The following is an 11,742-nucleotide window of genomic DNA, read 5'->3' on the forward strand; positions in this document are numbered from 1 at the left end:
TTACTCGTTGTCTAACGACAATGCATTGTTGATGATGTGGTAAATAACACTTTGCTCAACGGTACCTTGCACAAGATGAGCACCAGGTCCTGTTGCATGTAAACTGATGTCCTCACCTGCGTGAGTTTCACTGCTTCTTGGTACGGTCGCTTCTTGATGGAAACCTGCTGCACCAGTATCAGTCAATGCTGTATCACTGCGTCCAGCATTAATGTCTTGACCATAGCCTGCGTCGGCATCAGTCTCGTCACCTAAATGCATGTGACCTCGGCCATTTGCGTAACCCACAGTGGTATATGGCTTGTCATCTGAGGCCAATTTCGGCTCAGTTTTTCCAATTTCAACGACATTGCCAAGGATCGGGTTACCACGCTTTGGGTAGCCTGCGATCGTAAATACGTGACTGTGATCGGCAGTAACTAGAATTAACGTTTCTTCTGGGTTGGTATTCTGATAAGCCGCTTCAACCGCTTTCGCAAATTCGACTGTGTCGTGCAGAGCGTTATAAGCGTTGCCTGCATGGTGACCATGATCAATTCGTCCAGATTCGACAACCAATAAGAATCCGTCTTCATCTTTTTTGAGTAATTCGACGGCTTTTGAAGTCATATCAGAGAGTGAAGGCTCACCTGCAATATCATTTCCACGATCGGCTTCGTATTGCATATGGCTTTCATTGAATAGGCCAAGTACCTGAGAGTCTGTCTCAGGGTTAATGGCATCAAACCCTGCTTGATCCATCACATAGCGACCTTGTGGATAGGCCTCTTGCCATTCTGTGACAAGGTTACGCTCATCGGTACGATCCCCTTCAATTTCACTTTTGGCGTCCGCAGAATTTGCTGCTGCGTCTTTAGGCAAGAAATGGCGACGACCGCCACCAAATGCTACTTCGATACCATTGACATCAACACCTGGGTAACGTGCTTCAAGGTTTTCTTCAAAGTTGATGAGTTGTGATGCGATATCTTCACAGCCACCAGCAACTGCGTCTTCTGACATGTCGGAAACGTCTTCCCAGTTGCGATCAGCTGATTTTGCATAGGTTGCGGCAGGAGTTGCATGAGTAATGCGTGCTGTTGAAATGATACCTGTTGCTAAACCTTTGATTTCAGCAAGCTCTAACGCTGATGCAACTTCATTTCCTGATACGGTGGAGCAATCACCTCTAGCAATATCTTCATCGACACCAATGACACCGACATCGGTTTTAAGACCAGAAATCATTGCTGTCATCGTGCCCGCTGAATCCGGCGTTTGTGCATCCACGTTATAAGTTTTAACTAGAGCGGTATATGGGAAGTTTTCAAAATATAAAGCACCTTCTTCCCCTGGTTGGCCATTCATTTGTCCTTGGTAAATACGAGTGGCTGTGAGTGTTGAAACCCCCATGCCATCACCAACAAATAAAATCACATTCTTAGCTTTATTTTGCGTTGTTAAATTGGTTTTGGTTTGAACTTTTTGATTTGCATCCGTAAACCATGCATTTTGCGTTTGATGACTTGGCAGTACTGTTGCGTTTGCTGCTACCGCCAAAGCTAGAGCAGAAGGAACTAAAGCCCATTTTGCATCCATGACATTACCTTTTGTGTTGTATTGATGTTTGAAGCAGTGATCTGCTTTTATATGCGCACCAGTAAAATAGAAGTCACGTGTTGCAGTTCTAAGACAGAAAAATGAGGCTTTAATTACATTCGTAAAAAGACGGTATATAATCCCGCCAATTTATTATTTATCGAGAAAATCATGTCTAAATTTGCTGCACTTAACGGAGTTGAAGCTCAAGCTTTACGACAATCTTTATCTTTAACTCAGCAACAACTTGCTGAGTTAACCAAGCAATCGCTTGAAGACGTTGTTGCATGGGAAGCCAATGAAAAACCAATGCCAACTCCAGTTGAAAAAAAGCTACTCGAAATTGACGACCTAATTGAAATGCAAGTGGTCAACACAAGTGATGGCATTGAAGCGCTATTTAAAAAAGAACCTAAACGACGTTTAGCCTTCGTGGTTTACCCTACACAGGCTATTTATACTCAGTACAATCCTGAATTTGTTAGCTCGTTACCATTAACAGAGCTCTATAACACGTCAGCTTGGCGAATAAAAAAAGAGTGCAAGCTGGTTTTGGACGTGGATGTCACATTAGTCCCATTAGATGTTGAAGCATATAAAGCCTACCGTGAACAGAACGAACTTAAAGAAAACCGCGAAAGCCGTGCAAAATGGGCTGCGACTCAATTGAAATAACGAACATACCAAAGCTTAAGGCAACTTCAAGTCTTAAGCTTTGAAGCTAGGTTTTAATTTTGCAAAGATGTTAAATTTAAACAGTATTCTGTATATTGTTTACTTATTATTCATTTGCCCTTGTGAAAATGCTAGCTGAGATACTTTCAACAGTTAAAGATAAAATTAGTCTAATAATAAATAAGTTAGGCCACTTTAAATTAGACTTGATTAAAAAATTAGCTCGATACAGTCGTCCTCAAAAGCTCTATGCTTTATCGGTATTAACGCTTCTTCTCTTTTCTGATTCTTTATGGATAAGCGTATTAATCGCCTTTTCTGCGCTAATCATGGAGTGTCTGCCGATTATTCATTTTATCTGGCGTTCACTAATAGGAAAGGCGATCATTTTGCTGTTCTACGCCGCCATCGCAAACTTTGCACTCGCAAATGCTTCTTCTGTCGTTAATCAAGTGACTGGAGTGTCCAGTGACTATTTCACTTATGGTCACAACTTTGCAATTTTACTTTATATTCCTACATGGATAGCGGCTATCACCGTTATTGGGTTATTATTTTTCCAGGTTATTTCAATGATTTACGTTTCAACCGTTATCCTAGTTTTAAAACCATTACATCTCGTTAAAAAGTTCAGTATTTCAAAATATCCTCATCCGGTATTGACCATGGCGATGAGAACAGCACTCACCTTAATCATCATGTTCTTCATTCAAGATCTCAGTGAAACCTCAATAGTTAAAGACACTAAGCTTGTTCAATTCCATACAGAGAGCCAACCAGTAACAAAAGTACCTGAAGCAAACACTCAAGCGCTTAAAACCGATGAAACATTGCAAAAGCAGCAGTTATTAAATGAAATCATTGCTGATATTAATGCTGATGACTCTGATAGTGACATAAAGTTTTTTATCGATGCGATCAAAACCATTCAGCGACAAGGGGAAACTGGCACAAGAAAAATTGAGCAACTGGTTGAGCATTTTATTTTTTATTTTGATTCAGATGAGAAAACTCGTTGTAAACTGGATGAACATAGTCATGGCGTCGTGCTCAATGACTATGAGGTACTTCAAATTACACCAGATGAAACGCAAGAGATTCTCTACCACTATAAAATAAGAACGTGTATCTCTCCTGCATTTCCTGAGTCTTATTATCGAGGTGGTTAACCGCCTCGATTTGTTCACTTTGTAATTGCTTTTTTTCCTTTTTCGATGGCACGATTAAACGAAGGGCGAGACATCATATTTGCCATATGCTTTTTTAATTTTGGTGGAATTTCTTGTTCGAAAACATCGGCCCACACAAGCGTTTGTGCCAACATAATATCTGCAACAGTAATATTTTCTCCAAATAAGTACTGAGTTTCAGGCATCATATTCTCAGCCAGCTGAGATGCTTTATTGAATTCCCATTTTGCTGTAACGAGTACTTCTGGCACTCTCACGGCTTCAGGCAACGCAAATTTATGTTTGCCCATTGTCCATAAAGGTTGCTCTAACTCGGTCGTAATAAAACTCATCCATTGATGATGTCTAGCAACGTCATTTACACCGCCTTTGGGTAAAAATTGCTTGTTTGCATATTTGTCGCACAGATAAAGGTTAATGGCGGCTGATTCTGTAAGTACGAAGTCACCATCGACAAGTACCGGGAATTTCCCGCTCGGATTAAGTGCTAAAAATGACTCTTTTTTGTTATCGCCCTTAGTGAAATTAATAAACTCAAAATTCCAATCAATACCTATTTCTTCCAGCAACCAAGATACTCTTAATGCTCTGCTTCTCGGTGTTCCATATAATGTGATCATCTTTTTCCCTTAAATGATAAAATAGTCATAACTGAACCTAACTTAACGAATCATTGTGCGTTTAGACAAATTTATTTGCGAAACAACCGAACTCACTCGTAGCCAAGCTAAAAAACTATTAAAAGCAGGTGAAGTCACTTGTAATGGAGCTGTTGTAAAGGATGCTTCATTTAAAGTTAGCCTCGACACTGAAGTTATGATTGACGACCAGCCCCTCGAATTGATTGGCGATCGCTATATTATGATGAATAAACCAATGGACACGATTTGCTCAACCATCGACGAGCATTACCCTTCTGTAATTTCTCTATTGGATGTGCCTAAAGCCGAAGAACTGCATATTGCAGGTCGTCTAGATGCTGATACCACAGGTCTAGTACTCATCACTAACGATGGTCAATGGTCTCACAAAATTACGTCACCTAAGAAGAAGTGCTGTAAGCGTTATGTAGCAGAACTCGCCGATCCTATTGAAGAATCTGCTATCCCTTTATTTGCTGAGGGTATCCAATTAAACGGTGAAGACGGTTTAACTCTGCCTGCTGAACTTGAAATCCTTAACGAACATATCGTGGTATTAACGATTTATGAAGGCAAGTATCATCAAGTTAAACGAATGTTCGCTGCCATAGGAAATAAAGTGATTGGTTTACACCGAGAAGCGATAGGACAAATTGAACTTGAAGAAGACATTGAACCGGGTGAATGGCGTTATTTAACGGAAGAAGAAATTAATTCTGTACACAACAGAACTTAGGGCCTGTTGATCTTTCAGGATTAAATTTTGTGCTATTTGAGCGTTTTTCTGTTCAAGGCGTGAGCATTGAAGCTTAGTCATCTAAGTGAGCTGATCACAACAAAGAACAGTGAACGCTCAAAAGCAACGAAAAAAGAGAGCGAAAATTGGTCGCTCTTTCAAAATAAAAGCTGCTGCGTTATCGCATGATTATTTGGAAACGAAGTAACGACAGTTTTATATATCGGTAATAACCATTGCCCTTCGAGCTGAGTCTAAATGCCTCTAAATATATTATTTTTGGCTCATATCGGGTTCAAGACTGCTAGGTAACCAATAGTTGAATGAGTGGCTCAAGCAGCCCTTTACCTCGTAGGCCAGCATTGTGTACAAACTAAAAAAAACCAAGATAAAGAGGGAGTTTTTCTTGTGATATTCCTCGATGTGGTCTTAACCATGGCCTAAGTAATGACCAGAAGCCTTCCATCGTATTAACATGCACTTCATAAAATCCATCACCGTCTTCATCTCTAGCGTACTCATGCTTACTGTGGCACACACTTTTATGTTCATAACCCCAGTCTTCAAGTGAATGGTAAATGCTGTACTCATCGGTGTAAATTAACGAGCCAATGGCGACTGTTTTTTCTATAAAAGGTTTAATCGTTGCTTTCTGAACATTTTTCAGCAAGTTAATAACGACTTCTCCACCACGTTGTATCATTCCAAACACTGGTGGTTTTTCAGAGGCCATCGTTCCTCGTCCAGGAGCACCTTTAAGTTTTCGTCTTCTACTTTTTCGCCCCAGATTTTTTTATGGCTTCAGGATTTCCTTTGTGACCAGCAACAAGGTACATTTCGTCAAATTCAACTTCGCCTTTCAATAATACTTCTGGTTTTCTCTTGATAACTCCTGAACGCAAAGTATTAACCATATTGTGAACATCGCTTTTATGTAAATTGAGCTCTTTAGCTATCTGATTATTTGAAAGATTTAGCCCCATAAAGTAAAGGCACGTTATCCATATTTTTAAAGGTTGATGATGACCAGCAAAGACAGTATTGGTTAGGTCATCAAAGTAACGTTGACATGTTTTACATTGATAATGCTGACAATCTTTTTGAGTAATATCATGACCATTCTTTTTAATGGTTTTAGAGTCACAGTGTGGACAAGTAACGCCTTCTTTCCACCTCAATTGACGAACCCTTTCGTAGCATTTCTTGTTGCTAATCAGGTTAACTATGCTGAAAATTTCCATTTTGAAAAGAATCTCAAAGGCAAACGCTCAAGCAAGTTTATCAGAGCAGTTTGAATTACGATATGAGCCAAGATTTTTTCATAAACCTGCTTTTTGTTGCTGATACCTAGGCTCCTACCTCAAAAGGCACAACGGTATTCTCAGCTGTATTAGTAACATGTGATTTATCGTAGTGAAAACAAAACCTAATGCTCCCCCAATCTAGTACTGAACTTGAAACTTTATACCCTAATGACGATTCACTTTTTAACTCCGCACTTTCGCTTGGAGCATGACATTCTATCACTTTATATTTAGGTTTTGACGATTCACTTTTTAACTCCGCACTTTCGCTTGGAGCACGACATTCTATCACTTTATATTTAGGTTTTGACGCAAAGGCCTGAGACCGTTCTTTTTCAAAATTATGAGTAAATGAAACCAACTCTTTTTGAAAGTCTGTAAAAACCCGATGAATCTTGATAGCCTCAAAATCAGTTAAGGGGGCTGCTTCACTATCTTCTTTTATCTGTGACCACTGCACATATGCTCTATCTTTTGCCTTAGTTCTATGTTCTGAAGGAAGATGTGCTTTATCTATACGAACGGCTTAGTATCTTGTTTTAACTCTGTCCTTCTCAACTTCTATGACTCTTGAGTCATTATCACTAAAGATCATTCCTTTGGTCAGATCTTCCAATTCATTGTATATACAATTTCCGCTTATCAAAAACTCTGACGCTTCTGGAGAAATAGATGACATATCGCTTCCTTCAAAAAATTAACTTTTAGCTGACGCTACCCAAATAACACGCAAGACCCTGAATAGTTTGAATTAAACAAAACGTATCAAAGAGCTATCTTCGTGAAATAAAATGAATATGTTTGAAACGATATTAAGAAAATTTGATTATTATTTTAAATATTTATTACACAAGTACTGGCTTGAGTGTCAATCCAAAAGCCATTCATAAAACATTATTTAAACCTAAAAAAAATCACCTGACTAAATTTTATAGAAATAATTATGCATTTGAAATATTCAATTGATATATAGTAGAGATAAGAAATTAAAAATAATCAGCACCCGACCGAGCAGGTGCCGCTGTTCATATCATCGAGTGCGAACTGTCAGTTCGCCAGAAATTGTACTCATTTTTACTGAGGCTGATGCTTTGCCTGTTGAGAAGCTTAAAGACTCTGCACGTGTATATTTTTGTTTTTTGGGCTTATCATGAGTTAAACGATTGCTAATGTCGCCACCCGGACCACCATCAAATTCAAAGCTAGCGCTTGGCTTTTTGGAAAAGCTTAATTCTATATCACCACTCACGCTTTCTGCTCTTACCCGTTCAATATCGCCCGGTAACTTAATCTGAGCATCTCCGCTAACAACTCTGACTTCAAGCTGCTTCACTTTACTAAACTGAGCTTCAAGCTCGCCAGAAATAAGTTCAGCCTCAATATCTTCTGCGTTACTCGTTGACACTAAATTGCCACTTACTAATGTATAGCGTACACGACCGTTACTATTCGTGTCTTTGATTGTTCCAGAAATTGCGGAGAATTTGATCTTGCCAGATAAGTTGGCTGCGTTGATATTTCCAGAGACCGAACTTAATGTCGAGGCACCATTGATTTGAGTTGCATTAACATTACCACTCACAGTTTCAACATCAATATCACCTTCCAGTTTACCGAGTTGGAAGTCAGTGCTAACACCATCAGCATCAAGGTTAACCTTTCTAGGCACCATGATAACGAGATTACTGCCCTTCGCATTGGAATCGTTTAATCTACGAGGCAATTTGTCTTTAATTCTTATCGAATCCTCATTGCGCTCAAAAAGAAGCCCTTCACTTTTTTCATCTAAGGTTCCTGTAACTTTAACTTGAGGCTTATTCCATGTTTCAATATCAATATTTCCTCTAATGATCTCAATATGCACCGTCGGCATTGTTGATACATCGAGAGTTTTGTTCACCTGCTCTGCTGCTAATGTACTCAATGGCAGCATACTTAGTGCGACCAAAGCCGAAATAAATCGTTTCATCATCCTCATCCTATATTGTTTTAATGGTTTCCATTTGTTGAATTTTTGAGTGTTGCTTTAGCAGTTCCAGCTCTCGTCCTTGAGTCCAAAGCCATAAATCCCATAACTGCTTATCACTTGGTTCACGTTTAAGTTCATTAATAATGGAAGTCTGAGCTTCTCTAAGCTTAAGCAGCCCTCCCTTAAAATCATTTTGTTGTGTTAAATTTACTGGCTTGAGTTGGCTTTGCTCAATCGCTTTAATTTGCGACAGATGCTGCTGATTTAACGTATCAATTAGTTTTTCTAACCTGTTTTCGCTTTGAAAAACTAACGACTCTGATTTTTCAAAATTAATTTGTTGAATTAAAGTAAGGCTCAGAAACCCAATTAGAATTGATGCCGCAACACCAAACTTAAGATTTAATAATTTTGATTTAGATTCATTAGATGTGATCACATCCAACCTTGATTCTAGCTGCTGCCATGAGCTTTTTGGTGTTGGATATTTCCTAGGCAGATCATCAATCAACTGATCGAGTTTTTTATCTGATTTTTGTTCAGCTTTAGTCATCAAAACATCTCCTTTAATAACCCACGAGCTCGATGATATTGCGCCTTACTGGTACCTGCAGCAATCTTTAATAAATTCGCAATTTCATCATGGCGATAGCCTTCCACAGCATGTAATACAAAGACAATTCGCGCCCTTTCAGGCAGTTTCATGATCAGTTGGTCCAGCTCGTCATATTCATCTTCTTTGACTGGTTCATTGACACTTTCAAAGCCCAAGAACCGTTGTGCCCATGACTTGTGCTTTTTGATTGTCGTTAAACTTTGATTGACCACCAACTTATGTAACCAAGTAGAGAATTGGCTATCGCCCCGAAAGCTTGGCAGTTTTTGCCATAAACGCACAAAACAGTCTTGAGTGATCTCTTCTGCAATACTTGGACTACTGCTCAGACGCAACGCCAGAGCATAGACTCGCTGATGATGTAACTCATAGAGCAATCGAAAAGCATTACGGTCACCAGCAGCAGCTTTAGCTATCCATTCACTTTCTTGAGTAATCGATTGATGATTTTCAACCAACGCCAGCAAAGTATCTTCCTTGTTTTTTTATTTTATTACTGGTTAGACTGCCTGAAATATGAAAAAGGTTTAAATGGAATTTAAAATTATTTAACCTGAGCTCGGGATAATGGAATCACTAACGCATTTAAAATTATCAATATTTTGCTATATCGATCAATAGTGTCTCTAGTTTTGTTCAGTTCAAGGCATGAGTGCGCTGCAATAGCCAGCTATTGCGAGCACTCAAAACGCAGAAATAGAGATGCTGGTGAGGTTTGCTTATCCCCAGTTCAGGTTATTCAGAAAGTTGAGCTTCAAAGGTAATGAAGCTCAGTTCAGAAGGGCTATTTTGAATATTGATACACCAGTTGAGCTGTCGCTAAATCACCAATGGCGCTGCCTACAGATTTAAATAAAGTGATTTCTTCATCCGTTTGGCGACCGTTATGCTCTCCTTTGCAAAGATCAGTTAACTCAGCTTTCACTTCATCCAGTGAAAACACACCTTCACTCACTGGCAATAACAGCTCTCCTGCTTCAGCAAAGCAATTAACTTTAGAGTCTACAAATACACTCGAACGATTAAGTAATTGACTGTCACATTCTCTGGCAGTTTTTAGGTGATTCCCAACTAAATCTACATGTGTTCCTTCAGATACCAGTGAGCTATCAAACAGGGGCTCTGGCGATCGAGTGGCACAACTGATGATATCGGCCCAGCCAACACTTTCGTTTAAATCAGCACAACGTGACACTTCTATATCGGGACGTTTGGCTTTAATTTCAGAAATGACCGCATCCATTTTTTCAGGGCTTCGCCCCCAAACTCTTATCTGGTTTATATCACGCACACAAGCATGGGCTAAAGCCATATACGATGCCAAATTTCCTGTTCCGCAAAGTAGTAATTTAGACGCACTCTCCCTTGCGAGTAACTGGCTTGCTAGACCTGACACTGCCGCCGTACGCCAATAGGTTGCTGATGTACCATCAACCACAGCTTGAGGTACACCCGTTTTACGATCAAAAATCATAATTTGGGCATAAATACTTTTTAATTTATCTGAGTGCTTAGGATTATCCGGCATATAAGTGAAGGCTTTGACAGCAATGGTTTCCTCACTCCAAGACGGTAAAACCGCAAATGCATCGTGGCTTTCACTATTAGGCTCAAGCTCAAATACTTGCCTTTGCGGCATACCAAATGGTTTTGAGAAGGTATTTTTTAAAGTACTGATTAACTCTTCAAATGAGAGGGTTTGCTGCACTCGGTTTTCGTCTAACAAAAGCATAAAAACAATCTCAATGTTAACTTTGTATACTTTATACCTCAATATATTGTTCTGAGACAAATAATTTTTATTGAGGCTTTTTTTCTTTTTGTTCTAACCTATGCCTAGCCAGCTTAATTTAAATGAGTGACGTCCATTTTCTCTCCGATGCTCTTTAAAAACGTCAACTAATTTTCCATATAATTTAGCATTGCCAAACCGCCAAGTTCTTTCACTGCTGACTTTGGTACTTTTTATTTGAAGAAGAAGTTGTCTTATTTTTAAAGTTTCCTCGGAGTTTTCATTGAATTGATACATATTAGTTCTAAGTAACTCTCTTACAATGCTCACCCTTCCATTTAATAGCGCAACGTATAATGGGTTTTCGGCTCTGCAATTCAGTGCATTTACCTCCTCATGCAAAGAACCTATTTCGTCAGCATTTGAAATCATTTCTTTGAGTAGAGGTTCAAACCCATTGGCACACGCTAGGTGAAATACCCGATTGCCGTCTGAGTCTTCGGCATTTAGATGAAGTCCCATACTCATAAATTCAAGCAACGAAATACCTTTACTTGCAAACAAAACTGCATGGTGGAACCAAGTACCACCGTTGGGTGTACCTGGATAAGAAGCTAATAACTGCCGAGTGAGTTTTTGTTTGTTTTGTTGATATAACCTAGTCTTAACTTCTGGTTTTAAAATAGATAATGGTGGCTCTCCACTGTTATTAAGCAAAACTAAAGACACATTTTTCTTTGAACATAATCTTTCAACTAAATATACATGCTTGTTATGTACAGCAAGGTGAAGTGGAGTATTCCCAGGGCAACCGCGTGAGTGTTTAAATTTTACTCACCTCTGTTAGGCCAGCCTTCAAAACTTTTTCAAGATAACCTGTTTTCATCCAAGCTCGCTTTCTTTTTGTCGGGATGCTGACTTTTGTTTTCTCTTTTCTCAACATATTTAAAGACGTTTGTCTTAATATTCCCCAGTTCTCGGCACTATTGTCCTTATATATCTGACATCTATCTTCATTCATACTAAGATCGAGTACCCAGTGCAGGCTATTTTCAACAGCCCAATGTGCTCGTACTGCCTCGGAAAACTGTTCTTCTGTAAGTTCTGCTGAGCTGATGTAATAACGATACTCTAAGCTTGGCTCTTTTCCTTTTTCTTGTCTGTATCCCATGCTGACACCAACCGTTTTCAGTTTTGGCCAATCAGGAAACTTTTTCGCAACTTCTTTTGCACATAATACCTTACAAGCCCTTGCTTCAAGCCGACTACGGTTCTTTTCTATAACTAAGTTCTCTGTTTGT

General features: G+C 39.2%; 15 protein-coding genes and 1 pseudogene. 3 read left to right on the top strand and 13 right to left on the bottom strand.

What is annotated here, in order from left to right; all coding sequences use genetic code 11:
• Nucleotides 1-1,578 carry an alkaline phosphatase gene (locus JQC92_RS09880; RefSeq protein ID WP_204999504.1) on the bottom strand — a complete coding sequence of 526 codons (1,578 nt, stop codon included), beginning with the start codon at nucleotides 1,576-1,578 and terminating at the stop codon, nucleotides 1-3.
• A 171-nt stretch (nucleotides 1,579-1,749) separates the two neighbouring features.
• On the opposite strand from JQC92_RS09880, the gene JQC92_RS09885 reads away from it, so the two are divergent.
• Nucleotides 1,750-2,253, top strand: coding sequence for a DUF4447 family protein (locus JQC92_RS09885; RefSeq protein ID WP_204999505.1), 504 nt, complete (start codon nucleotides 1,750-1,752; stop codon nucleotides 2,251-2,253).
• Between the two features lie 128 nt (nucleotides 2,254-2,381).
• Nucleotides 2,382-3,422, top strand: a complete 1,041-nt coding sequence (locus tag JQC92_RS09890) for a hypothetical protein (RefSeq protein ID WP_204999506.1) — start codon at nucleotides 2,382-2,384, stop codon at nucleotides 3,420-3,422.
• A 14-nt stretch (nucleotides 3,423-3,436) separates the two neighbouring features.
• Here JQC92_RS09890 and JQC92_RS09895 read toward each other — a convergent pair whose 3' ends face one another.
• The gene (locus tag JQC92_RS09895; RefSeq protein WP_204999507.1) at nucleotides 3,437-4,063 is read right to left on the bottom strand and encodes a glutathione S-transferase family protein; all 627 of its coding nucleotides are present in this window, start codon (nucleotides 4,061-4,063) and stop codon (nucleotides 3,437-3,439) included.
• 55 nt (nucleotides 4,064-4,118) lie between these two features.
• Here JQC92_RS09895 and rsuA point away from each other — a divergent pair, with 55 nt between their 5' ends.
• Nucleotides 4,119-4,820 carry a 16S rRNA pseudouridine(516) synthase RsuA gene (rsuA, locus tag JQC92_RS09900; protein WP_204999508.1) on the top strand — a complete coding sequence of 234 codons (702 nt, stop codon included), beginning with the start codon at nucleotides 4,119-4,121 and terminating at the stop codon, nucleotides 4,818-4,820.
• Nucleotides 4,821-5,193: 373 nt separating this feature from the next.
• Here rsuA and JQC92_RS09905 read toward each other — a convergent pair whose 3' ends face one another.
• From JQC92_RS09905 to JQC92_RS09950, 11 genes and pseudogenes are all read right to left on the bottom strand, one after another.
• Complete coding sequence (locus JQC92_RS09905; protein WP_239480504.1) at nucleotides 5,194-5,553, bottom strand: IS1595 family transposase; 360 nt, start codon at nucleotides 5,551-5,553, stop codon at nucleotides 5,194-5,196.
• 37 nt (nucleotides 5,554-5,590) lie between these two features.
• Complete coding sequence (locus JQC92_RS09910) at nucleotides 5,591-6,061, bottom strand: IS1/IS1595 family N-terminal zinc-binding domain-containing protein (protein ID WP_276315791.1); 471 nt, start codon at nucleotides 6,059-6,061, stop codon at nucleotides 5,591-5,593.
• Nucleotides 6,062-6,167: 106 nt separating this feature from the next.
• On the bottom strand, nucleotides 6,168-6,584 hold the full coding sequence (locus tag JQC92_RS09915) for a hypothetical protein (protein WP_204999510.1): 417 nt from the start codon (nucleotides 6,582-6,584) through the stop codon (nucleotides 6,168-6,170).
• Nucleotides 6,585-6,650: 66 nt separating this feature from the next.
• Nucleotides 6,651-6,803, bottom strand: a complete 153-nt coding sequence (locus JQC92_RS09920; RefSeq protein ID WP_204999511.1) for a hypothetical protein — start codon at nucleotides 6,801-6,803, stop codon at nucleotides 6,651-6,653.
• 351 nt (nucleotides 6,804-7,154) lie between these two features.
• Nucleotides 7,155-8,093, bottom strand: a complete 939-nt coding sequence (locus tag JQC92_RS09925) for a DUF4097 family beta strand repeat-containing protein (RefSeq protein WP_204999512.1) — start codon at nucleotides 8,091-8,093, stop codon at nucleotides 7,155-7,157.
• Nucleotides 8,094-8,103: 10 nt separating this feature from the next.
• The gene (locus JQC92_RS09930) at nucleotides 8,104-8,646 is read right to left on the bottom strand and encodes a hypothetical protein (RefSeq protein ID WP_204999513.1); all 543 of its coding nucleotides are present in this window, start codon (nucleotides 8,644-8,646) and stop codon (nucleotides 8,104-8,106) included.
• Nucleotides 8,646-9,173 (bottom strand): RNA polymerase sigma factor, encoded by a 528-nt coding sequence (locus tag JQC92_RS09935; RefSeq protein WP_420851312.1) that lies wholly within the window; start codon nucleotides 9,171-9,173, stop codon nucleotides 8,646-8,648. The genes JQC92_RS09930 and JQC92_RS09935 overlap by 1 nt, the downstream gene beginning before the upstream one ends.
• A gap of 320 nt (nucleotides 9,174-9,493) precedes the next feature.
• A complete protein-coding gene (gene lhpI, locus JQC92_RS09940; protein ID WP_204999515.1) occupies nucleotides 9,494-10,441 on the bottom strand; it encodes a bifunctional Delta(1)-pyrroline-2-carboxylate/Delta(1)-piperideine-2-carboxylate reductase in 948 nt (315 codons plus the stop codon).
• 93 nt (nucleotides 10,442-10,534) lie between these two features.
• Complete coding sequence (locus JQC92_RS09945) at nucleotides 10,535-11,170, bottom strand: ankyrin repeat domain-containing protein (RefSeq protein WP_239480505.1); 636 nt, start codon at nucleotides 11,168-11,170, stop codon at nucleotides 10,535-10,537.
• A gap of 9 nt (nucleotides 11,171-11,179) precedes the next feature.
• Nucleotides 11,180-11,233, bottom strand: a pseudogene (locus JQC92_RS23170) (hypothetical protein); the annotation flags it as partial.
• 31 nt (nucleotides 11,234-11,264) lie between these two features.
• Nucleotides 11,265-11,742, bottom strand: a 478-nt coding sequence (locus JQC92_RS09950; RefSeq protein WP_204999516.1) for an ISAs1 family transposase, incomplete at its 5' end; no start/stop codon positions are given.

It is taken from the genome of Parashewanella hymeniacidonis (assembly GCF_016900895.1).
Lineage (GTDB): Bacteria > Pseudomonadota > Gammaproteobacteria > Enterobacterales > Shewanellaceae > Parashewanella > Parashewanella hymeniacidonis.

What these genes read in the sequence shown, in the direction of transcription:
- JQC92_RS09880 (WP_204999504.1), bottom strand. Translation starts at nt 1,578, where the DNA reads ATGGATGCAAAATGGGCTTTAGTTCCTTCTGCTCTAGCTTTGGCGGTA.
- lhpI (WP_204999515.1), bottom strand. Translation starts at nt 10,441, where the DNA reads ATGCTTTTGTTAGACGAAAACCGAGTGCAGCAAACCCTCTCATTTGAA.
- JQC92_RS09905 (WP_239480504.1), bottom strand. Translation starts at nt 5,553, where the DNA reads ATGGCCTCTGAAAAACCACCAGTGTTTGGAATGATACAACGTGGTGGA.
- JQC92_RS09920 (WP_204999511.1), bottom strand. Translation starts at nt 6,803, where the DNA reads ATGTCATCTATTTCTCCAGAAGCGTCAGAGTTTTTGATAAGCGGAAAT.
- JQC92_RS09930 (WP_204999513.1), bottom strand. Translation starts at nt 8,646, where the DNA reads ATGACTAAAGCTGAACAAAAATCAGATAAAAAACTCGATCAGTTGATT.
- JQC92_RS09885 (WP_204999505.1), top strand. Translation starts at nt 1,750, where the DNA reads ATGTCTAAATTTGCTGCACTTAACGGAGTTGAAGCTCAAGCTTTACGA.
- JQC92_RS09925 (WP_204999512.1), bottom strand. Translation starts at nt 8,093, where the DNA reads ATGAAACGATTTATTTCGGCTTTGGTCGCACTAAGTATGCTGCCATTG.
- JQC92_RS09910 (WP_276315791.1), bottom strand. Translation starts at nt 6,061, where the DNA reads ATGGAAATTTTCAGCATAGTTAACCTGATTAGCAACAAGAAATGCTAC.
- JQC92_RS09890 (WP_204999506.1), top strand. Translation starts at nt 2,382, where the DNA reads ATGCTAGCTGAGATACTTTCAACAGTTAAAGATAAAATTAGTCTAATA.
- JQC92_RS09895 (WP_204999507.1), bottom strand. Translation starts at nt 4,063, where the DNA reads ATGATCACATTATATGGAACACCGAGAAGCAGAGCATTAAGAGTATCT.